The 22,659-nt window shown below is 62.7% G+C and carries 18 protein-coding genes; 10 read left to right on the top strand and 8 right to left on the bottom strand.

The window, feature by feature from the left end:
- Both lpxK and ESZ00_RS03995 read right to left on the bottom strand, forming a co-directional pair.
- The gene (lpxK, locus tag ESZ00_RS03990) at nt 1-951 is read right to left on the bottom strand and encodes a tetraacyldisaccharide 4'-kinase (RefSeq protein WP_129206873.1); all 951 of its coding nucleotides are present in this window, start codon (nt 949-951) and stop codon (nt 1-3) included.
- Nucleotides 948-2,222: a 3-deoxy-D-manno-octulosonic acid transferase gene (locus ESZ00_RS03995; RefSeq protein WP_129206874.1), complete on the bottom strand. Its 1,275-nt coding sequence runs from the start codon at nt 2,220-2,222 to the stop codon at nt 948-950. Before ESZ00_RS03995 ends, lpxK begins: the two co-directional genes overlap by 4 nt.
- A gap of 138 nt (nt 2,223-2,360) precedes the next feature.
- Between ESZ00_RS03995 and ESZ00_RS04000 the strand changes: the two genes are divergently transcribed.
- Nucleotides 2,361-3,029: a hypothetical protein gene (locus tag ESZ00_RS04000; RefSeq protein WP_129206875.1), complete on the top strand. Its 669-nt coding sequence runs from the start codon at nt 2,361-2,363 to the stop codon at nt 3,027-3,029.
- Nucleotides 3,030-3,351: 322 nt separating this feature from the next.
- Here ESZ00_RS04000 and ESZ00_RS04005 read toward each other — a convergent pair whose 3' ends face one another.
- From ESZ00_RS04005 to queD, 3 genes are all read right to left on the bottom strand, one after another.
- The gene (locus tag ESZ00_RS04005; RefSeq protein ID WP_129206876.1) at nt 3,352-5,616 is read right to left on the bottom strand and encodes a GH92 family glycosyl hydrolase; all 2,265 of its coding nucleotides are present in this window, start codon (nt 5,614-5,616) and stop codon (nt 3,352-3,354) included.
- 366 nt (nt 5,617-5,982) lie between these two features.
- The gene (locus ESZ00_RS04010; protein WP_129206877.1) at nt 5,983-6,663 is read right to left on the bottom strand and encodes a 7-carboxy-7-deazaguanine synthase QueE; all 681 of its coding nucleotides are present in this window, start codon (nt 6,661-6,663) and stop codon (nt 5,983-5,985) included.
- Nucleotides 6,664-6,667: 4 nt separating this feature from the next.
- Nucleotides 6,668-7,045, bottom strand: coding sequence for a 6-carboxytetrahydropterin synthase QueD (gene queD, locus ESZ00_RS04015; RefSeq protein WP_129206878.1), 378 nt, complete (start codon nt 7,043-7,045; stop codon nt 6,668-6,670).
- A 215-nt stretch (nt 7,046-7,260) separates the two neighbouring features.
- Here queD and ESZ00_RS04020 point away from each other — a divergent pair, with 215 nt between their 5' ends.
- Nucleotides 7,261-8,145 carry a DoxX family protein gene (locus ESZ00_RS04020; protein WP_229740940.1) on the top strand — a complete coding sequence of 295 codons (885 nt, stop codon included), beginning with the start codon at nt 7,261-7,263 and terminating at the stop codon, nt 8,143-8,145.
- On the opposite strand, the gene ESZ00_RS04025 is transcribed toward ESZ00_RS04020, so the two are convergent.
- The 3 genes from ESZ00_RS04025 to ESZ00_RS04035 all read right to left on the bottom strand — a co-directional run bounded on the left by ESZ00_RS04025 (nt 8,142) and on the right by ESZ00_RS04035 (nt 11,330).
- Nucleotides 8,142-8,393, bottom strand: coding sequence for a hypothetical protein (locus tag ESZ00_RS04025; RefSeq protein WP_129206879.1), 252 nt, complete (start codon nt 8,391-8,393; stop codon nt 8,142-8,144). The genes ESZ00_RS04020 and ESZ00_RS04025 overlap by 4 nt on opposite strands.
- Nucleotides 8,394-8,727: 334 nt before the next feature.
- The gene (locus ESZ00_RS04030) at nt 8,728-9,336 is read right to left on the bottom strand and encodes a DNA-3-methyladenine glycosylase I (RefSeq protein ID WP_129206880.1); all 609 of its coding nucleotides are present in this window, start codon (nt 9,334-9,336) and stop codon (nt 8,728-8,730) included.
- An 8-nt stretch (nt 9,337-9,344) separates the two neighbouring features.
- Entirely contained in the window at nt 9,345-11,330 is a 1,986-nt protein-coding gene (locus ESZ00_RS04035) for a DNA repair helicase YoaA (protein ID WP_229740941.1), read from the bottom strand.
- 641 nt (nt 11,331-11,971) lie between these two features.
- On the opposite strand from ESZ00_RS04035, the gene der reads away from it, so the two are divergent.
- From der to ESZ00_RS04075, 8 genes are all read left to right on the top strand, one after another.
- Nucleotides 11,972-13,501 (top strand): ribosome biogenesis GTPase Der, encoded by a 1,530-nt coding sequence (gene der / locus ESZ00_RS04040; RefSeq protein ID WP_229740942.1) that lies wholly within the window; start codon nt 11,972-11,974, stop codon nt 13,499-13,501.
- A gap of 49 nt (nt 13,502-13,550) precedes the next feature.
- On the top strand, nt 13,551-16,055 hold the full coding sequence (locus ESZ00_RS04045; RefSeq protein ID WP_129206881.1) for an ADOP family duplicated permease: 2,505 nt from the start codon (nt 13,551-13,553) through the stop codon (nt 16,053-16,055).
- 87 nt (nt 16,056-16,142) lie between these two features.
- A complete protein-coding gene (locus tag ESZ00_RS04050) occupies nt 16,143-16,649 on the top strand; it encodes a GNAT family N-acetyltransferase (RefSeq protein ID WP_129206882.1) in 507 nt (168 codons plus the stop codon).
- Nucleotides 16,646-17,974 carry a methylenetetrahydrofolate--tRNA-(uracil(54)-C(5))-methyltransferase (FADH(2)-oxidizing) TrmFO gene (trmFO, locus tag ESZ00_RS04055; RefSeq protein WP_129206883.1) on the top strand — a complete coding sequence of 443 codons (1,329 nt, stop codon included), beginning with the start codon at nt 16,646-16,648 and terminating at the stop codon, nt 17,972-17,974. Before ESZ00_RS04050 ends, trmFO begins: the two co-directional genes overlap by 4 nt.
- Before the next feature lie 178 nt (nt 17,975-18,152).
- A complete protein-coding gene (locus tag ESZ00_RS04060) occupies nt 18,153-19,145 on the top strand; it encodes a substrate-binding domain-containing protein (protein ID WP_129206884.1) in 993 nt (330 codons plus the stop codon).
- Nucleotides 19,146-19,412: 267 nt separating this feature from the next.
- Complete coding sequence (gene queC, locus ESZ00_RS04065) at nt 19,413-20,105, top strand: 7-cyano-7-deazaguanine synthase QueC (protein WP_129206885.1); 693 nt, start codon at nt 19,413-19,415, stop codon at nt 20,103-20,105.
- A 117-nt stretch (nt 20,106-20,222) separates the two neighbouring features.
- A complete protein-coding gene (locus ESZ00_RS04070; protein WP_129206886.1) occupies nt 20,223-21,335 on the top strand; it encodes a carboxypeptidase-like regulatory domain-containing protein in 1,113 nt (370 codons plus the stop codon).
- Between the two features lie 79 nt (nt 21,336-21,414).
- Nucleotides 21,415-22,647 (top strand): molybdopterin molybdotransferase MoeA, encoded by a 1,233-nt coding sequence (locus ESZ00_RS04075; RefSeq protein WP_229740943.1) that lies wholly within the window; start codon nt 21,415-21,417, stop codon nt 22,645-22,647.
- The last annotated feature ends 12 nt before the right edge of the window (nt 22,648-22,659 follow it).

Genomic DNA, 22,659 nt, shown 5'->3' on the forward strand with positions numbered 1-22,659 from the left:
TTATTTTCTCACAATGGAAGTAAGCCACTCGGCGGCAGCGGGCTCATCGGTGAGGGTGACTTCGAGCCGCGGCACCTCGAGCGGCAGCTGGGCGCGGATACGCGCGCAGAACGCATCCCCGAGACGCACGGCATCCTTTTCCGTAGTCACGCAGAAATCGGCCCCTTTGCTCGCGGCAAGGCGTAGAAGCTGGTCGAGGTCGGACTCCGCATAGGGATGGTGATCGGCAAAGGCGCGCGTGGCGGCGAGTTCTACTCCCTTCCGTTCGAGACCGGCAAAGAACTCCTCTGGCCGGGCAATCCCGCAAAAGGCAAGAGCCCGGCCAGCGGGCAGCGCCGAGAGATGGCGCCGCTGAATCCAGACAGGGCAGGTCACGCCGAGGTTACGAATCTGCTCCTCGCGGGCAACATCCTCCTGGCGCAGAACAACGACCGAGGCGCGACGCAACGCGGAGAGCGGCTCACGCAAACGGCCGGCAGGCAGCAGACGGTTGGCGAAATCCGTGGCATGCACCAGCACGATGTCTGCGTCACGCGCCAGTTGGCGGTGCTGGAAACCGTCATCGAGCAGATGAATGGCCGGAGCCGTACTTTCCGCCAGAAGACCAGCCTGGTAGCGATCCGCGCCCACATAGACAGGAATCCCGGCGCGGGCTAAGAGCAGCGGCTCATCGCCGAAGTCCCGGGCCGAGCCGCCCGGATCGACACGGAGAACGCCCTTCGTCGCACGCCCGTAACCGCGGGAGAGAACATCCACCGGGTGGCCCATCCGCTTCACCAGGCCGGCGAGGTAGTGCACAAACGGCGTCTTGCCCGAGCCGCCAGTCGAAAGATTGCCGACGCTCAGCACCGGCTGCTCGAGATGATGCGCCTGTCGCCAGCCCCGGTCATAGGCCAGGTTCTTCGCCGCCACGGCTGCGGCGTAAAGCGGAGTCAGGGGAGCGAGAATCATGCCGCATCTCCGGCACGTTCTCCCAGAAGCGCCAGCAAGCGCGCCAGTGTGCGGTCGGTGCCGCCAGCCTCGGCATCGAAGATTGCGCGGGCACGTTCGCCCATGGCGGCAGCCTCGTCGGGATAGCTGAGAAGCTCAGCCAGCATGGCCTTCAGTGTGGAGGCCGGTGCAACGCGGATGGCGTCGAGCGAGCGAAGCAGCTCGACTATGGCGCGGAAATTTTCATAATGCGGTCCCATCACGATCGGCACTGCAAACTGCGCCGGCTCCAGCGGATTGTGTCCCCCGGCCTGCACCAGGCTGCCGCCGACAAAGGCAATGGTCGCCAGCGAATAGACCGAGGCCAGCTCCCCGATGGAGTCGAGCAGAAACACGCTTCCCGGTTTCAGCGGACTGGGCGCGGTCACCCACTCCGAGCGGCGAATCCAGCGGGCATCGCGGCGGCGCAGCAGCTGTGCGACGGTGGCGAAGCGCTCGGGATGGCGGGGCGCGAGAATCACGATCGCCTCAGGAGGCACAGCATTGAGCAACAGCTCTTCTTCCCCCTCGAGCGTGGAACCGCAGACCACGACGAGCTGGCCGGACGTGAGTACGCGGCGCAGCGCGGTGGTAACACTGGCCTCCTGCCTCACCCGAATATCGAACTTGAGATTGCCCGCAACTTCGACATGCCCGGCACCGATCGCCATCAGGCGCTCGGCATCCTGCTCACTCTGCGCGAGCGTCAACGCAAAGGGCGCAAGCAGCGGCCGCCACAGCCAGCGCAGCCGCTGGTAGCGCGGCCAGGAGCGGTCCGAAATGCGAGCATTCACGACGGCGATGGGCACGTGCATCCTGCCGCACTCGTGGAGCATGCGCGGCCAGAACTCCGACTCCAGCAGAACAATCAGCCGGGGACGAAGAAATCGCAGCCAGGCGCGAACGGCAAACGCAAAATCAAGCGGGAAATAGAAAACGCTGTCGGCCCCGAACTTCTCACGGGCAAGCTTCTGGCCGGTGCGCGTGGTGGTGGAGACGACGATGCGATAACCGGGCAGGCTTGAGCGCAGGCGAAGGATCAGACTGCCGGCAGCCAGCGTCTCGCCCACGGAGACGGCATGCAGCCAGACCACCGGCTGCCCCGGAGCGGGAGCGCGCAGACGCTTCGGAATCCGTCCGAGCCGCTCGCCGAGCCCCTCACGGTATTTACCGCTGGTGGCCATGCGGAGGAGCCAGAAGGGCGCGCTCAACAGCAGAACGATTGTCAGCGCCACGCTGTACAGCAGAAACATCCGCTCACCAACTCCACTTCGACAGGGTCTACCTACTGGTCCACTCTACCTGTTTTCCGCAACTTCGCACCCGGCGCGTGCGACTCTTGCACTGCCGGTTGCGTCTGCTTTACGGGGTCTCCAGCGAAGATGATAATCGTGCCCAAAGCCATGCGCCCGCGCTCTTTCTCTCTTTCTCTTCTCGCACTGTTTTTCACCGCACCGCTCATGCAGGCGCAGCATGCGCTTCCACCCGCGCAGGACGCGACGAAATACGCGGCCTACGACGCACATGCCGACGAACAGGTGGTCATCGCCGCTGAGCCCTTCCAGACAAAAGATCAAATGAAGTACTTCCGGGTGGACTACCTGAAGAATGACTTCCTGCCCATCCGCATCATCGTCACCAACAACGGCGACAAGCCCATCTCACTGGCGCAGGCGCGCATCGACTTCATCAGCGCGAACAACGACCGCGTACCCGCCGCCGAGCCCGAAGACGTGGAGCGGCGCATGACCCACGTGAGCAACACCGGCCACAAGGTGCCCATGCCCGCGCCGCTGCCCCCGATGGGCGGCAAGCCGAAAACGCCGGACGCGAAAATTGAAAAAGACTTCAACGAGCTGGAGTACCAGGACGTCACCGTGCCGCCGCACAGCACAAAATCTGGCTTCCTCTTCTACGACATGGAAGGATTAGGCGGAAATCCGCTGCGCGACGCGAAACTCACCTTCCGCCGCGTACAAAGCGCCGACGGCCGCGACTTCTTTCCCTACGACATCCCGTTTAACAAGTTTCTCGATGTGCAGAAGGGCGCTACGCAGTAGCGGAACTGCTGAAAGTTACCGCTCCTCGCTGGGCCTTCATAATGAATGACTGTCATCTCGACCGAAGTGAGACGTCCTTCTCGTCGCGCGCAGTGGAGAGACCTGCGGTTTCTCCGCCTGGTCGCAAGAAGAACTACCTAGAGCCGGTCCCTCCCACCCAAGCGAAGCTTGGATGGGGCACCCTTTTTCTTGCCAGTATGCGCAAACCGCAGGTCCCTCCACTTCGCTACGCTCCGATCAGGATGACAAGTAACTAGAGAGAAGAAATGCCGGGTGCCCCACGTCTCGATTCTGAGACGTGGGATTCCTCCAACTTAGACACTTACGAGAACCGCAGCTTCCCACCCGCGATCAGCTCGAAGTGATCCACCGTCGCATCGCTGAGCGGCTTGCCGTTCAGCGTGGTCTTGTGCGCCTCCGGCGCGGCAGACTCCACCACCAGCGTCTTACCTTCCGGCAGGTGCACTGTGGCCTTTGCGAACAGCGGGCTGCCCAGCTTGTACTCCGGCTTGCCCGGGCACAGCGTGACGATACCGAGCGCGGCCATCACATACCATGCAGCCATGGAGCCGGTGTCCTCATCGCCCGAGAAGCCGCTCGGCGAGTAGCACTCGTTCATCACGCGATGCGACCAGTGCGCGAGACGATCCTGGCGGCCGGCATCGGCATAGACACCGAGCACGTGGTGTACGGGCTGATTGTTGTGCGCCAGCTGTCCCAGGTTGAGCGCCGCCATCTCCGACATCTCGTGAATCTCATAGCCGTAGACGCCGGTGTTAAAGGTCGGCGGCAGGGTCATCATCGTCTCGAGCAGCTCGACCGCCTTCTCCTTGCCGCCCAATGCTTCGATGAGCGCAGGCATGTTGTGCGGCACATCCCAGCGATGCTGCCAGGGACCGCCTTCGACGTAAGGATCGCCCCAGGTGAACTCGTCGAAGGGCTCGAGCCAGCTGCCGTCCGACTTCTTGCCACGGAGAAAGCCTGTCTGCGCGTCGAAGATGTGCCGCCAGTTCTCCGAGCGCTTCAGGAACATCTCGTAGTCCTCGGTCTTGCCGACGGCCTTGGCCACCTGCGCGATACAGTAATCGCCGTAGGCAGCGTCGGTGGTTTCAGCGGCGGACTGGCCGACCTTATCGGCAGGATCGTATCCGTACTGCAGGTAAGACTCGATGCCGCTGCGGCCATAGCCCTTGTCCGGATTGCCCGGCTGCGTCGCATGCTTCTTCAGCCCGGCGTAAGCCGTCTCCAGATCGAAGCCCTTGATCTTCTTCACCGCCGCCTCGCCGAAGAGCGAGTCGATCAGGCTGCCGGTCATGCAGGCGCGATAGCCGGGACACGGAAACTGCGGCAGCCATCCGCCTTCCTGGTACACATTCACCCACGCCTGCAGAATCTCGCCCAGCCGCTCGGGGAAAAGAATCGTCATCATCGGATACCAGGCGCGATAAACATCCCAGTAGCCGTGATCGGCGTACATCAGGCCCGGAACGACTTTGCCGTTATATACGCTGCGGTGCTGCATCTTGCCGCCGGCATCCGGCTCATGCCAGATGCGCGGAAACAGCAGCGTGCGATAGAGGCACGAGTAGAAGGTCTGCTGCTGTTCGTGCGTCGCGCCTTCAATCTCGATGCGCTTCAGGTAGCCGTTCCATACCTCTTCGGACTCCTTGCGCAGTGCATCCGGCGTCTTGTCGCCGAGCTCGAGCTGGATGTTGCGCTCCGCCTGCTCGAAGGAAATGAACGACGTACCGATACGCACCTCGATCGCCTCCACGTCGTCAGCGAAGAGAACCTTGCCGGTGTGATGGTCTTGCTCGTCCTTCTCGTCCGCGTTGGCCCAGGGCGCAGAGAACTTCAGCACGTAGTACGTCGCGAAACCTTCCTGCACGCCGCCGGAGTTCGCCGTCGAGGTGAAAGAAATGGTCTTCGTCTCCTTGCCAAGCTTCACCGTGGGCGCGGGAGCATCCTTCTGCGTGGGGATATCGAAGATAAAGCCGCGTGTCTGCTTCTTCTCGTACTTCGCGGTGATGATGGCGCAGCGCTCGGTCGGCAGCAGCTCGGTGTCGATGGAATAGCGCATCAGGCGCAGGCCCATCGTATGCGGCGAGAGCTTCGCATCCTCCAGGCGATACGAACTGGAGCGGCCACCGGGATCGGCGCTGACCTCTCCAGAGAAAGGCAGAAAGACCGCATGGCCGTAATCGCCAAGCCACGGGCTGAGCTGATGCGTACAGCGGAAACCGGTCAGGCGGCGGTCCGCAGGCGCGAACATCCATGTGCCGCGCGGATTGGACTCGAGCGTCCAGTGGCCCATGCCGAAAGGGCGCGTCGCGATGGGCAGCGTGTTGCCGCGCGAAAATGCAGGCGTCGAGTCGGTGCCCTGCAGAATGTTCACCAGCGTGACCGGGCTGGCAAGAGAACCGGCTCGTCCGGAGGGAGCAATGCTATCGTCCTGCCCCTCACCCAAGCCTTCCGCACGGGCTGCAGTAGGCGCAGCAGCCGGAACGGCAACCGTGGCGGCAAGAGCCAGCGAAGAGGATTTAAGAAAGTTACGGCGCGACGAGGTGAACGAGGACAGGGACTTCATAGGCAGACAGATTCCTCCGGTACAGTCTTTCCCCGGCGGCGGCGGCAGCGTGCCGCGCCAGGCGATACAGCAAGGCAGGAGCTCAACGATAGAAGAACTCCGGACATGGTAACGATACCATAATGTCCCAAACCAGCCCGCAATCCGGGTCCCTCGCATCTCGTTCTGTTCGAGATGGGGGTTCACAGCATGAACGCATCGTGAAGGGTTCGCTTCTCCCACCCAAGCCAGCTTCAGGCTCGAATGGGGCCACCGGACGAATCCCGGATCGCGACCAGCGGGAGCGGAAGACGAAGGCAAGTCGCCCTGCGCGAAGCAGCCGAAGGCGAAAGGCCTGGACGGCCAGTCCCGCCCTGCGCGAAGCAGCTAAACCCCTTTTTTCTGTGGCTCCCAGATGTACTTGTGAATCTGCAGGCTCAGCCGCGCGTCGAGACCATCCTCGAGCATCCAGTGGACCAGCTCACGCGGATCGAGCACAGCGTTGGCCGTCGACCGCTCGGGCAAAGGCGTCTTCGAGAACGCAGGCGAGAGCAGCAGCTGTCCCACGCGTCCCTCGAGCGAATTGGTCCGGATGAAGTCGCGTGCATACTCGTAGTCCGCGCGGTCGCTGATGACGAACTTCAGCTCATCGCGCATGGTGAGCGAGGCAAGATTCGGCCGGTGAAAGCGATTCGCTTCGCCGGAGCCGGGGCACTTCACATCGACGATCTTATGCACGGCCTCGGGCACGTTCACCACCGGGCGCTCACCGCTGGTCTCGATCATCAGCTCGTAGCCCGCGGCCAGCAGCCGCTGCATCAGCGGCACCACCTCGCGCTCCTGCAGCAACGGCTCGCCACCGGTGAACTCGACCAGCTTCACGGGCGCAAGCTTTTCGATCTCGGCCATCACCTCGTCCTGGGTCAGCTTGTAGCCGCCGGTAAAGGTGTACTCCGAGTCGCACCACGAGCAGCGCAGGTTGCAGCCGGCCAGGCGCACGAAGATGCACGGCACGCCGGCGAAGCTCGACTCACCCTGCACGGACTTGTAGATCTCTATCAGGTACAAGGGTTTACTCGTAATATGTCGCGGTCGTGGTGTCGGTCTCGTAGATGGTGCAGTCCTTCACTGTGACGCGGCCCTTGGTCAGCTCGTGGAGCTGCGACTTCGTCTCGTCATAGAAATACTTGGCGAGATTCTCGGCCGAGGGATTGATCTCGGTGAAAGGCTCGAGATCGTTCAGCATCTGGTGGTCCAGGCGATCGATGACCGGGCGCATAACGTGCTTGAGGTCCTTGAAGTCCAGCAGCAGGCCGGAGACGTCCAGCGTCTCGCCGCGCAGGGTGATCTGGACCTTGTAATTGTGTCCGTGCGGGTTCTCGCACTTGCCGCGATAGTTCCTGAGGTAGTGGCCCGAGGAAAACTCGCGCTCAACTCTGACTTCGTACATTGTTTCTCTTGGCTCTCTGGGGCAAATCGGCCCTTTTTCTATTGTAGCCGGTTAGGCCGGGAGTGGTATGGGAGGCCATTTTGCCCATTCGCGCGAAGATCGTGAACAGGCCCTTAGCACTGGTTTACGCATGCAAGTGATAGAGGTATGCTTCCCTGACCGGTAAGCCAGCGGGCTCAACACTACACTGCCACCCCAAAACCAGGAGGAGACCTATGCCAACTGTAGTTTGGGCCATGATCGTCGCAGGGCTATCCGCATGGATCGTCGGACTGCTCCTCGTCCGCCCGCGTCTCTACAAGGCTTCGGGCGCGGATCGCGTCCTGCTCCTTGGCCCTGTCTTCGAAGCCGTCGCTCTGGCCATGTTCGCAGCGGAACATTTTTTCGCAGCGCGCGATCTCATGGGCATTGTCCCGCACTGGCTGCCCGCGCCGCTCTTCTGGACTTACTTTGTCGGCATAGCGCTGCTGGCCGCGGCCATCAGCTTCGTGGCGTGGCGGCAGGTGCACCTCTCTGCACCGCTGCTCGCACTGCTGTTCCTCCTCATCGTCATTACCATCGATCTGCCGAACCTGCCACAGCACATCCCACTCCATCTCCGGGATCGCCTCTTCTGGACGCTAACCGTCCGCGAAACCGCCTTTGCCTGTGGAGCGCTGGTGCTGGCGGGCAGCGTTCTGCCGCGCGAAAGCAGGGCAGGCATTGCGCTCGTCCGCACAGGCCGCGCAATCATTGCCGCGATCTGCATCTTTTATGCAGTTCAGCACTTTCTTTTTCCGCAGTTCGTCCCCGGCGTTCCGCTCGAAAAGCTGACACCGTCATGGGTGCCCTGGCCGCATGTGCTCGCGTGCCTGATCGGGGCTTCGCTGCTCTTTTGCGGAGTGGGATTGCTTATCCCGCGTGCTGTGCGTATCGCCGCAGCCTCAACAGGTGCCGTGCTCGTGCTGCTCACCCTGTTCTTTTATGTCCCCATCTTCGTGACAGAGATGCACACGCCGCTGGCGCTCGAAGGGATGAATTACGTCGGAGACACTCTGCTGTTCGCGGCGACGGTCTTACTCGCGGGTCTTGGCACAGAGAACCCCGCATCGTCGACCTAGCGCCGCTTCGCCCGCTCCCGTCGCCGCTGCTCCTCATTGCGGCGCTCCACCTGCTCAAACATCGCCGTCATCATGCCGCAGAGCGCAGTGATGAGACTGCCTACCAGCAGGAACAGCGCAATCGTCTTCCAGAGCGAGCCATTACCCGCAAGGCCGGGCTGGTCGGAATTGCCCATCCATACCATGCCGCAGGAGATGAGCGAGAAGAGCAGGAGTGTAGCAGCGAGAATGTAGAGATTGCGAGCCATGGCGAGCGAAAGTCCGTCCCGCCGATCTTACTCCCAGAAACGATCTGTCATCCCGACCGAAGCGAAGCGCAGTGGAGGGACCTGCGGTTCGCTCGCAGTGGAACGAACAGGGTGCCCCACGTCTCGCCTCTGAGACGTGGGAATGCACAGAGCCATGCTCAGCGTTCATCGTAGCGGCAACGAAAACGGGTGCCCCATCCAGGCTCAGCCTGTGTGGGGAGGTACGAAACTTGGGACGATTGTCCTCTGGATGAGCACGAAACCGCAGGTCTCTCCACTGCGCGAGACGATACAACCGTCTCGCTTCGGTCGAGATGACAAATCTTTATTACGACTAGGACTTCTTACCGTGAGCCTTGCGCACCTTCGCCACCTGTGCGCGGATCACGCAATCCTCCACGTGGTCATTGATGAGCCCCATGGCCTGCATGAGCGCAAACATCGTCGTCGGACCGACAAACTTCCATCCCAGCTTCTTAAGGTCTTTGGACAAGGCAATCGACTCGGCCGAAGTGGTCAGCGTCTGCGGCTTCGCGAGATTTGCAGCCTTCGGCTCGTAGCGCCAGAAGAACGCGGCCAGCGAGCCCTCACGCTCGACCATCTCCCGCGCGCATTTCGCATTGTGAATCGCCGCCTCGATCTTGCCACGATGCCGGATGATGCCTTCGTCCTTCAGCAGCCGCTCGACATCTTTCTGCGTAAAGCGCGCAACCCTGTGAAAGTCGAAGCCGTGAAACGCCTTGCGAAAATTCTCGCGCTTGTTCAGGATCGTGCGCCAGCTCAATCCGGACTGGAAGCCCTCGAGCACCAGCTTCTCGAACAGCCGCACATCCTCATGGACAGGAAAGCCCCACTCTGTGTCGTGATAGCTGAGGAACTCGGGAGCGGTTGCGCACCAGGCACAGCGCAGCTTCCCATCCAACCCTGCAACAGCCTTCGACATGCGATCTCCTACTCTTCCTTTGCGAAGAAATCCTCTACATCCGACCATTCATGCGTGATGCGATACGGCGGCAAACTATCGATGAACACCTTGCCGTAGCGCTGGCGCTGCAATCGAGGGTCGAGCAGCATGAGCACGCCGCGATCCTCGAGCGAGCGGATCAAACGCCCAAAGCCCTGCTTGAGCGTAATCACAGCCGATGGAATCTGGTACTCGAAGAACGGGCTTCCGCCGCGGTCTTCGACCGCACGCATGCGCGCCTGGACGACCGGATCGCTCGGCACGGCAAAGGGCAGCCGATCGATGATGACACAGCTCAGAGCCTCTCCCTGCACGTCCACGCCCTGCCAGAAGCTCGAGGTGCCGAAGAGCACGGCATTCGGTGTGTTACGAAACTCCTCGAGCAGCGCCTTGCGCGGCGCGGTGCCCTGCAGCAGCAGCGGATAACCCACCTGCGGCAGCAGCCGCTCGTACAGGTCGCGCATCTGCGAGTAACTGGTGAAGAGGCAGAAAGCGCGGCCCTGCGTGATCTCCAGCATGCGCCGGATATGCCGCGCCGCCTCTTCCTGAAAATTCGCATCGCGCGGATCGGGCATACGCGGCGGCAGAAACAGCACCGCCTGCTCGGAATATTTGTAGTGCGAGGGCACCACCATCTCGCGCGCGTCGCGCAGGCCCAGCCGCTTCTCCATGTGCTCGAAGCCTCCCGCAACCGTCAGCGTGGCCGAGGTGAGCACCACGGTAGGAAAGTTCTCGAAGAGCAGCTGGTTCAGGATGCCCGAAACATCGATCGGCGTGGCCTGGATGTGCGTCGAGAGCGAAGCCGCGTGCGCCCCGCCGCGTCCGCGCCGCTCGAGCCAGAAGACCGTATTCTTGTCCTCCGACTCGAAGAGATACTTCAACTGTTCACGAATATCCGCCGTGCGCCGCTTCAAGGGCTGCGCCTCTTCCGCGCCGCGCACGCGTTCCAGTTCCCCTTCCAGCCGGTGCAGCGAGTTGAGTACTCCGAGATAGAGATCGCCATGCTCCTCGAGGAAGCCTTCGCGATTGCTGAACTGCATGCGACCTTCATGCCCTGCGCCGCGAGGCAGTGTCGAAAAGAAGAGCCGTGCGCGCTCGCGCAGCGTCTGCGCTGCGCTGGTGATGCCGGCCGAGAGTGCATCCTTGGCGCGCAGCAGCGACTCGAGATCGCGAACCAGTTCTTCAAATCGAATATTGCTGAGATTGATGCCGAAGTAGCCCGAGGCCACATCTTCCAACTCGTGCGCCTCGTCGAAGATGACGATGCCCGCATCCGGCAGCACACCCGCATCCGGCGCGGCCTTGGCCTGCTGGCGAATGGCGAGATCGGCAAAGAAGAGGTGGTGGTTGACGATCACTATGTCGCTCTCCGCCGCCTTGCGCCGCATCTCGGTGACAAAGCAGCGCTGATAATCCGCGCAGCTCTGGCCCAGGCAGGCATCTCCGCGCGCGTCGAGCTTCGGCCACAGCAGGCTGGTCTCTGGCAGCCCATCGATCTCGGCGCGATCGCCGGTTTCGGTCGTCTTCTCCCACTCCGCGATGGCCTGGTACTGCGCGATCTCTTCCAGTCCCGAGAGAATCGGCTGGCTGCGCAGCGCGAAGAGTTTGTGACGGCAGAGATAGTTGGCGCGGCCCTTCATGTAGCAGGTCTGCAGCGGTCCCAGCAGCGACTCGAGGAAGGGAATGTCCTTAAAGAAGAGCTGCTCCTGCAGGTTCTTCGTGCCGGTCGAGATCACCACACGCCGCCCGGAACGCAGCGCAGGCAGCAGATAGGCGAGCGTCTTACCAGTGCCCGTGCCGGCCTCGACGATCAGGTGTCGGCTCTCCTCGATCGCGCGCTCGACGGCCTGCGCCATCTCCAGCTGGCCCTTGCGGAACTCATACGGCAGCGGCGAACGCGAGAGCACACCGCCCGGCGCGAAAAAGTCATAGAGCGACGGCAGCGAGTGTGTGGACTGGAGAGACGAAGGCACGGTCTTTACAGAATATCCGGCTCTACATATCCAGCTCTACCGAATCTCGGGGCCCTGCTTCCTCGACTGTGGATTACGGCGGGATTTCATCAGCAGAACATAGGGCATCGCAACGATCCACATGAGGAAGCCGAGGCCCAATAGCCGGCAAAGCTTCTTCCCTTCGCCCTAGCTACGAATCCAGGGACTAGAGCCATCACTGCAGAAGTGAAAAGCATTTGCGCGACTTGATGCCAATCATCATCGGCCTGCATGCAAACTCCTGATCGAGAACGGGACACGCTTGTGCACCAGCATAAGAAAGTGAGGCAGCCGTCGCAACATGGCCCGTAGACTTTTCTACATGCACGGCACCTCTCCCTCTCAGGATCGAGGAAATCTCTTGGCGGGCCTCCTGCGAATGCTTCAGGTCCGGAGGTCCAGGTTTGCTGAGAGGAGAGCTTCCCGGAAGCTCGCAAAGCTTGGCGGCAGCGAACCTCAGCTCGAGCTGCCACCGCGCCGTCGCCCGCTCTGAGGCGAGCCACACGCGGCATCTCAACCGACACGGTAGAATAAAAGATTGCCGAGCTTTCGCGTGGACTCACGTCTTTCGCCCTACGGCACCATATTTGCACGGCCATTCCTGCCGCAGAGAAGACACCTTGAACCAGAAAAAGACCCGCCGACCAGCACAGAAGGGCCGCAACCGCGGACCACACTCCGCCTCGACTGCTTTCTCGCAGGACAGCTCGCAGCCGACCTTCGCCATTGTAGGACGGCCGAATGTCGGCAAATCGACCCTCTTCAATCGGCTCACCGGCACGCGCCGCTCGATCGTCGGCGACGAGCCCGGCATCACCCGCGACCGCATCTATGGCGAGGTCGAGTGGGATGGCAAGACGGCGCGCCTGGTCGACACAGGCGGCATCGTCCCCGACGACGAAGCCCTGATCCCATCGGAAATCTATCGCCAGGCCAAGGTCGGCATCGAAGAGGCACAGGCCATCGTGATGGTCGTCGACGGGCGTACCGAACTCGCCGCGCCCGACCTCGAGCTCGCGCGCATCCTGCTGCGCTCCGGCAAGCCGCTTTTCCTCGCCGTGAACAAGATCGACACCGAGGCCCTCGATGCAGGCGCGGAAAACTTCCGCCAGCTCGGCATCCACAACCTCATCGCCATCTCCGCCGAGCACGGCCACAACATCGGTGACCTGCTCGACGAGGTCTTCGCGGTGCTCAAGTTCCCTGCCGAAGAGGAAGAAGAGCAAAAACCGATCGAAGAGGAAGAGAGCGACGAACAGGCTCCATCGCTGCATCGCACACATGGCGAGTACGAGCAGCACGAGACGCGCATTGCCATCATTGGCCGCCCGAATGTCGGCAAGTCCACGCTGCTGAACGCCATCACCGGCACCTCGCGCGCCATCGTCTCACCCATCGCAGGCACCACGCGCGATGCAGTCGACGAGGTCATCGAGTACAAGGACAAGACGCTGCGCATCATCGACACGGCCGGCATCCGCCGCAAGGGCAAGACGCACGAACTGGCAGAGAAGCTGTCCGTCGTCATGTCGCGCCGCCATCTTGAAGCAGCCGACGTCTCTCTGCTGATGATCGACGCAACCGAAGGCGTCACCGCATCGGACGCGACCATCGGCGGCTACGCGCATGAAAGCGGACGCTCCGTCGTGATCGTGGTGAACAAGTGGGATCTCGTCACCACCCATCGCACCGACGGCAAGCCAGCGGCCGACCGCAAGATCTTCGAAGAGCAGGTGCGCTACCACCTCAAATACCTCAACTACGCGCCGATCGTCTTCCTCTCTGCTGCCAATGCAATTGAGCGCGCACAAAACGGCCAGGAGAGCCGCGACGTCCAGCACCTGCTCGACACCGCGATCCGCGTGGCCGAGGAGCGCCGTAAGCGCGTTTCCACCGGCCAGATGAATCGCTTCCTGGAGCAGATCGATTTCCAGCGCGCCGGCGTGCCGCTCGCCAAAAAGATGCGCATCTTCTACATGACGCAGGCTGCCGTCGCGCCGCCCACCTTCGTGCTCTTCACCGACCGCGACGTAAAGCTGCACTTCTCCTTCGAGCGCTTCCTCGAGAACCAGATCCGCGCCGCCTTCGGCTTCGAGGGGTCACCCATCTGGTTCAAGGTGAAGCCGAGAAACAAGAAGACGGACGATTAGCCCGCTGCGCAGCCGATAGACTGCTCTCACCAGGCAAAGGGAGAGCATCATGACCGGCACACTTAAGCAGGACTGGATCTACGCACTGCGGCAGCTGCGCCGCTCGCCGGGCTACGCGCTGGCCATCATTGCAACGCTCGCGCTCGGCGTCGGCGCGAATACCGCGGTCTTCGGCCTGCTGCGCGAAGTGGTCTTCCCTGCTCTGCCCGTGCCGCAGGCACATCAGGTCTACACCCTGCGCGGCATTCCCACGCCCAACGACCGCGCCTTCCTGTATTCGGAGCCAGCCTTCGAGCGGCTGAGTGCGGCGAGCGCAGGCAGCGCTCTCGCCGCGCACGCTGCCATCAACGAGGGCAATATCGCCGACCGTGCCGGCGAAGCGACAGAGCGGGCGACATTCCAGCCCGTTTCGACGAATTTCTTTTCCGTACTCGCATCACAGCCCGTACTTGGGCGTGATTTTGTAACAGCCGATGGCACAATCTCTGCCGCAGGATGGCCGGTGGTGCTCAGCGATAGCTTCTGGCGCCGTCACTTTGGCGCAGAGAAGAGCGTAATTGGCCGTACCTTCCTGCTGAACGGCGCGCAGATTTTTGTGACCGGTGTCGCGCCGCGTGATTTCACCGGTGTAGTCCCGGGTGAGCAGCCTGACTTCTGGCTGCCGCTGGAGGCCGAGCACGACGTGCATTACGCGGGATCGTTCGACTCGCTCGGCCCCCATGCAGGCGTACACCTCAACGCACCCTATGCGCAGCAGGACGCGTTCTTCTGGCTCACGCTGCTGGCGCGGGTACCGCACGGGCAGGAAGCGCAATCGCTCGCCAGGTGGGATGCGGCCTTCGTCTCCGACCGCGCGCTCTATGTGAAGTTCGAAACGGGACCCGAAAAAGATGCGGACCAGACCGCGCGTTTCCACCTTGCGCCAGCCGCGGAGAGCGAGAGCCCCTTCGCCGAGAGCTATGCAAAACCGCTCGGCCTGCTGATGGGAATGGTGGCGCTGCTGCTATGGATCGCGTGCCTGAACCTGGCAAGCCTGCAGCGGGCACGCACCATGCAGCGCATGCAGGAATTCGCGGTGCGCTCGGCGCTGGGCGCCAGCCGCAGCCGCCTGCTGCGGCAGCTTGCCATCGAGGGTGTTCTCCCCACGCTGCTGGGTGGCATGCTGAGCGTGGCCGTCGATCAGGCACTACGCACAGCGATGCGGCACTGGGCTGCGAGCCGGCAGCTTGTGCTAACTCCGCGCTTCGATATCAGCATCTTTCTCTTCTCGCTGGCGCTGCTCATCGCGGTCATGGCCCTCTTCCAGCTCCTCCCGGCGCAACGTCTTACTGCGGCCAGCGGCGCACAGCCGCTGCTGAGCGCGCGGCGCGGCGTGATCGGCGTGGAGCGCGCCGGTGCGGCGAACCTCATACTGACGGCGCAGATCGCATTCTCGATCGTGCTGCTGAGCCTGGCCACCCTGTTCGCACGCACCCTCACCAGCCTGAGCCGCGTGGATGCGGGGCTCGACCGCGGACACATTCTCACTGTGCGCTTCGACTTCCGCAGTGTGGGCTATGACCAGGAGCGGCGCGCCGTGCTCTACCCGCAAATGATGCAGAGAATCTCCGCGCTGCCCAGAATCAGGAGTACGAGTATCGACATGTGCCCGCCACCGGGCTGCCTCTGGAACACACCGGTACACGCGGCAGGCATTCCCGACCAGGAACGCGGACTGAATGAAGCACACCAGGACAATGTGGGGCCGGACTACTTCACAACCATGGGTATGAGCATGCTGCGCGGACGCGGCTTCCATGAGGAGGACCGCATGAACACGATGCCGGTGGCCGTGGTGAACCGCAGCTTTGCGGAGCGGCTGTTCGGGCCCGGCGCGGACCCGACAGGCAAGCAGATAGGCATCGACAACAGCACGCAGTTCACCATTGTGGGCGAAGTAGCGGATGCGCATCTCGACGACCTGCGCGCCCCGGCGCCGCCGACGCTCTACCTGGCAATCCGGCAGCAGGGCACGGCAGCGGGCAGCCTGCAAATCCGCACTGCCGGAAACCCATCGCTGATGGCGGGCCCGGTGCTTGCGGCGTTGCATGAGATCGACCCGCAGCTGCCCATACGCGAGATTCTTCCTCTCGGCGAGGCCTATGCGCAGACACTCACGACAGAGCGGCTTCTGGCCGAGCTGACGACGGTCTTCAGCGCACTGGCTCTGGCACTGGCAACCGTGGGCGTGTATGGCGTGCTCTCATTCCGCGTAGCACGGAGAACCGGAGAGTTTGGAGTGCGGATGGCCCTCGGGGCCGACCGCAGCGACATCGCGCGGCTGGTACTGGGACAGGCAACACGGATTGCGATCGCGGGCATCCTCGCCGGTGCCGCGCTCAGCATCCTCGCCGTACGCGGCCTGCGGGAGCTGACCTATGGAGTCGGCAGCGCGGAATTTGCTGCGTGGCTCCCGGCGGCAATCGTCATGGTGGCAGCAAGTCTCGGCGCGGCGTGGCTGCCCGCACGGCGCGCGGCGCGAGTGGAACCGCTCGAAGCCCTGCGCGCCGAATAATACCGCGCAGGAATCTGATCAATGAGCCGCAAAGCCGGCTTCTTATCGGGCCGCCGGCCGGGCTTTCTATAATGGACGATGCGACCCATGATCCAGATACGACCTGCAACCGCGGCTGACGTGCCGCTGATCCGAGCCTTTATCCAGGAGCTCGCAGACTATGAACGGGAGCCCGATGCCGTAAAAATCACAGAGGCCGAGCTCTTGCGTGATGGCTTCAGCGACGCAGGCGAGCGGTACTTCGCATGCCTGATCGCGGAACAGGACGGCGAACCAGCGGGCTTTGCCCTCTATTTCCCGATCTACTCCACCTGGCGCGGACGCAGCCTGCACCTCGAGGACCTGTTTGTCCGGCCGGCCTTTCGCCGGCTGGGGATCGGCAGAGCGCTGCTGCAGAGGGTAGCCGCACTTGCGGTGGAGCGGGGATGCGCGCGGCTGCAGTGGGATGTGCTCGCATGGAACGAACCGGCCATCGCGGTATATCGCAGCCTGAACGCGGAGATGCTGGATGAATGGCGGCGCATGCGCGTGGCCGACACATCGCTCGCAGCGCTGTCTGCGGCCGCAGACACAGAGGAGAAAACAAAATCATGAAGATTCGCGTAATTGGCGGCGGCCTTGCCGGACCCGAGGCGGCGCTGACCGCCGCGCGGCTGGGCTGCGAGGTAGAGCTGTACGAGATGCGGCCGGTGAAGCAGACACCCGCGCATCAAACATCCGATTTCGGCGAGCTGGTGTGCTCGAACTCGCTCAAGTCCGAAAGTGAAAACACTGCGCCATGGCTGCTCAAGGCGGAGATGCGCCGCGCCGGCTCTGTCCTGCTCCAGTGCGCGGACGCGAGCTCCGTGCCTGCCGGCCACGCGCTGGCCGTCGATCGCGTGGAATTCTCGCGGCTCATTGAGAAGGCCATCGCCGACGAACCGAAGATCAAGGTCATCCGCGAAGAGGTCACGCAGATCGATCCAGCCGACGGCATCACCATCATCGCCAGCGGCCCGCTCACCTCTTCGGCGCTCTCCGGCGAGATCGCGCGTCTCACCGGAGCCGAGCACCTCGCGTTCTACGACTCCATCAGCCCCATCGTCGAAACCGACTCCATCGACAAGGATCGCGTCTACTTTGCCGCGCGCTGGGACAAAGGCACGGCTGACTACATCAACTGCCCGATGAACAGGGAGGAGTACGACGCCTTCTACGACGCGCTCATCTCTGCCGAACAGGTGAAGGAAAAGGAGTGGGAAAAGCTCGACTACTTCGAGGGCTGTCTGCCCATTGAAGAGCTGGCCCGCCGCGGCCGCGACACGCTGCGCTTCGGCCCCATGAAGCCCGTGGGCCTGCGCGACCCTAGAACGGGAAAGACGCCGTGGGCTGTGGTCCAGCTGCGCTGCGAGAACCTGCGCGCCGACAGCTACAACCTCGTCGGCTTCCAGAATCACCTGAAATACGGCGAGCAGGCGCGCATCCTGCGCATGATCCCCGGCCTCGAGAACGCAAAATTCCTGCGCTATGGGCAGATTCATCGCAACACCTACATCCAGGCGCCAAAGGTGCTCGCGGAAACGCTGCAGATGAAGGAGCATCCGTCCATCTTCTTCGCCGGGCAGATCTCCGGCGTCGAGGGCTACACCGAGTCGATCGCCACCGGCCTGCTGGCCGGCATCTTCGCGGCGACCTGTGCGCACGGAAAGACGGCCGATCCGACACCCCGCCCCACCGCGCTCGGCTCGCTGGTGCACTACATCACACATTTCGAAGGCAAACGGTTTGATCCTGCGAATATCACTTTCGACCTGATTCCGCCTCTCGAAGAAGAGTTACGCAAGAAGATTCGCGACAAAAAGGAACGGCACCGCATCCAGTGCGAGCGCGCGCTGACCGCATTTGACGCATGGCTGGCCGCGCTGCCGCATCCGGCATAACGGGGGACTCGCTCCCTGGCGCATCTCCGGACAGTGGAATTTCTGCTCTCAGCGCGACCATGACAGCGCGCAGGGAGTAGAATTCCGCCGCGCCATTCGCTGCGCAGACCGACCCGCGCTTCTGTTGGGACTTCCCGAGCCGGCCACAGCCTGGCGTTTCTGTCGTGGGAGGATTCCTATGTACAAGCTCCATACCGCAGGGACGATTTCCGTACTCCTCACCCTTGTCCTGCTCGGCGGCTGCGGCCGTCACTCCAACAAAGAGACGTATTACCTCGTATCGAACAACTTGAACCTGCCCTACTGGAAGACAGCAGTGGCAGGATTCGAAAAAGCCGCGGCGGAATACGACGTCACCGCAAAGGTGGTCGGCCCGCAAAATTACGACGCCTCTGCCGAGTCACAGGCCTTCGATCAGGCCGTGGCCACTAATCCGAGCGGCATCCTCGTCTCCGTAGCCGACGCCTCGGCCATGCAATCGCAGATCGATGCAGCGCTGGCCAAAGGAGTTCCGGTCATCACCATGGACTCCGATGCTCCGCACAGCCATCGCATCTTTTTCATCGGCACCAATAACCGCGAAGCCGGACACCTGGGCGGACAGCGCGTCGTAGACCGGCTGGGCGGCAAGGGCAACGTGGTCTTTTTCACCATGCCCGGCCAGCCCAATCTCGATGAGCGCCTGAACGGCTACATGGAAATCTTCGCCCAGCATCCGGGCATCAAGGTGGCGGAGATCTTCAACATCAAGGGCGACTCCGGCAACGCCATGGATAAGACGCCACAGTACCTGGCACAGACCGGCGCGAACAAGGTCGATGCGTTCATCTGCCTCGAAGCCTCGGCCGGCAAGGATGTAGCCGAGGTGCTCAAGCGTCAGAAAGCCACCGACCGCCTGCTGATCGCCATGGATGTCGATCCGGACACCCTGAACCTGATCAAGGAGGGCGTGATCGACGCCACGATCGCGCAAAAGCCATACACGATGGCCTACTACGGTCTGAAGGCACTCGATGAAATCCACCACGCGCCGCTGAAAAACCTGGGAGCCGACTTTGCCGTGGATACGTTCTCCCCGGTTCCGGTCTTCATCGATACCGGCACGGCGCAGGTAGACAAGGACAACGTAGACATCTACGCCGCCTCGGCCACACAAGCCGGCCAGCAATAACTGCTGCGCGCAGGGCGATCCGCCTTTGGCACCCGCTCCCGCTGATCGCAAGCTTGGGGTTGTTCTTCCTTTTGGAAAGAGGAACCCAGGGTGCCCCACGTCTCGATTTTGAGACGTGGGGTGGTACCGCTGCCAGTCCGCGACCAGCGGGAGCGGAGGCCGAAGGCAAAAGGCCGCGCGGTTAGCGCCGACCAGCGGGAGCGGAGGCCGAAGGCGAAATGCCTGGACGGCCAGTCCTGCGCAGCAGCCGGGGTATCATGGAGAGTTATGTCCTTTCCCCGCACGCGCGCCGTGGTTTGTCTCTCGGGGGGCATGGATTCGGTGGTCTGCGCGGCTCTCACCGCGCGCGACCACGATGCCTATGCCCTGCACTTCAGCTATGGTCAGCGGACCGAGGAGCGCGAGCTGAAAAGCGCCCGCGCAGTCGCGGAAACGCTCGGATTCAAAGACTTTTTACATGTGAAGTTTGATTTCTTCCGGCGCATCGGCGGCTCGGCGCTGACCGACGATTCGATCGCGGTCCCGAAGGCTCCGGAAGAGGAGCCGATCGGCCATTCCGTGCCCGTGACCTATGTTCCCTTCCGCAACGCGCACTTTCTTTCCGCGGCGGTGAGCTGGGCCGAGGTACTGGGAGCCCGGCACATCGTCATCGGCGCCGTCGAGCAGGACAGTTCCGGCTATCCCGACTGCCGTCCGGCCTATTACGAGGCATTTCAGACCCTGATCGAGCGCGGAACGAAGGACGGAGACATCAAAGTTTCCACTCCGCTCATCCATATGCGCAAGAAGGAGATCGTGGCGCTGGGCCTTGAACTGAACGCTCCGTTCCATTTAACGTGGTCCTGCTACTCGGGCGCCGAGGCGGCGTGCGGAGAGTGTGACAGTTGCGTGCTCCGCCTGCGCGCATTTCGCGAAGCAGGCCTCACCGACCCGATTCCCTACGTCAGCAGCAAAGGATAGGCTACCCGGGCAGAACAAGCCGGGAGCGAAACAATCGGCAAACAGATTCGGACCTCGCCTTTCGCCCACGCGGCGCAAGGGCCAGGCGCTCAGAAAGTACCCAAGGAGATCAAAAGAATGGGAACGAAGATTACCAGCAGCACAAGCCTCCGGCTGGCCCTTGGGCTGGCTCTTACCGCCGCACCTTTTGCGACCGCCTCGTTTGCGCAGGATGCGCCGGGTAAGCTGCACGGCCACGTCATTGACCCGGCCGGCGTACCGATCGCGGGCGTGAACGTCGAGGTGAGCACGGACGGCAAGACCGCAAAGTACACCTTCAAGACCAATGACAGCGGCGACTACACCGGCGACGGCATCGCTCCCGGCACCTACGTCATTACGCTCGACAACGCAACCGGCAAGCCGATCGACCAGTTCCAGAACGTGAAGATCACCTCCGGCGCCGACACCGCACAGGACTTCGACCTGACCCGTGCCGACTATGTGGCCAAGCTTTCCCCCGAGCAGCGCAAGCAGCTCGAGGAAGTGCGCACGAAGAACGCTGCCGCCCTCAAGGAGAACGGCGTCATCAAGAACCTGAACGCCGACCTGAAGGAAGCCCGCCAGGATAACCACGACAAGAACTACGCCGCTGCCGACGCGCTGATGACCAAGGACACCACGGCCAAGCCCGACGCGGCTGTACTCTGGGTGGAACTGGGCGTAGCGCAGAAGGGTGAGAAGAAGTACCCCGACGCCGAGACCTCGCTCAAGAAGGCAGTGGAGCTCGACAACGCCGGCGGCAAGCCGAACCCGGAGATCGAGGCAGCGGCCAACGACGCACTGGGTGAGACGCTCGCCACTGAAGGCAAGATTCCCGATGCTCAGGCGGCTTACGAGGCAGCGGCCAAGGCTGCTGCGACCAAGGACCCGAAGGCGGCCTTCATGCACTACCAGAACGAGGCCATCATGATGGATCGCGCCGGCAATGTGGATGCGACCGTCGCCGCCGCCGACCAGGCCATCGCCGCCGACCCGACCCAGCCCATCCCCTACTACCTGAAGGGCAAGGCGCTCATCAACAAGGCGACCGTGGACCCGAAGACGCAGAAGATCGTTGCGCCTCCGGGCTGCGCCGAGGCCTACGAGAAGTATCTCGACCTGGCGCCGAACGGTCCCTTCGCAGCAGATGCGAAGAACATCCTCGACTCGCTCGGCACCAAGATCCAGTCGAAGTACAAGGCCAAGTAATCGCTCCAATCGAAACGCCGAACGCCGTCCCTCCGGGGACGGCGTTCGTGTTTTCGGGCTGCCGATCTAAGATGCAAGGGTGAGCGATCGAGTATTGAGCTACGAAAATGCAGCGTCCACCGTTCTGGAGCAGGGTCGCATAGCGGCCACTGCCGCGCGGCGAATGGAAGATGTGGCTCTCGGCAAAGCTCCCGGCAGAGTGTTGGCTGCAACCCTGCTTGCCGACCGTGACCAGCCGCCGTTTCCGCGCTCGGTGCGCGACGGCTACGCGGCCCGCGCCGCCGAGCTTGACGGGCGCCCCCTGCAGGTGATCGGACAGATCCATGCCGGCGAAAGCTGGACAGGCGCCACGCCTGCAGAGAACGAGGCCATCGAGATCATGACCGGCGCGCCGCTGCCCGAAGGACTGGACTGTGTGGCGATGATCGAGCACGTGCGCGAAGAGAGTGGCCGCATCACGCCCGAGGCCGGACGCCGCTGGCGCGTGGGCGAGAATGTCGTCCCGCGCGGGGCCGAGGCGCGTGCAGGAGCGGCACTGGTGCCAGCAGGCACACGGCTGGGGACTCAGCACGTGGCCGTAGCGGCGATCTGCGGCTACAGCCAGGTCAAGGTCTATGCGCGGCCGCGCGTCGCCATCCTGGCAACGGGCGATGAACTGGTCGGTCTCTCCGAAATGCCGGGGCCATTCCAGATTCGTAACTCCAACAGTTACTCATTGGCGTCACAGGTGGAGCGCGCTGGCGGAGAAGCAATGATCCTGCCCGCTGCTCCGGACCAGCTCGAGACCATTGCCGACTCGATCCGCGAGGCTGCGCAGTACGACATGATCCTGCTTTCAGGTGGTGTCTCGATGGGTCGCCGCGACTTCGTCGAGCTGGCGCTCGAGAGCCTGGGCGCGGAGTTCTTCTTCACCGGCGCGAAGATTCAGCCAGGCAAGCCCGTCGTCTTCGGGCGCATCCCAGTGAATCAAGGCTGGCGATATTTCTTCGGACTGCCGGGGAATCCGGTCTCGACCATGGTGACCTTCGCACTCTTCGGCGCGCCGCTGCTGCGCGCGCTCTCCGGCGAATCCGAAAATCGCTGGCCCCCGCGATTCCTCACCGCACGGCTCACTGCAAAGGCCGAAGGCAGGCCAGGCCTCACGCGCTTTCTGCCTTCGCGCTCGGCGACCACAAGGCACGGGCTCGAAGTCCATCCTGTGCCCTGGCAGGGCTCGGGAGATCTAGCCGCGACAGCGACCGCAGGCGTCTTCGCGGTAGTGCCGGAAGAAGGACTCGCAGCCGGTGCGGAAGTACGGGTGGTGGAACTGTGAGCGAAACACAGA

Source organism: Silvibacterium dinghuense (assembly GCF_004123295.1).
GTDB lineage: Bacteria > Acidobacteriota > Terriglobia > Terriglobales > Acidobacteriaceae > Silvibacterium > Silvibacterium dinghuense.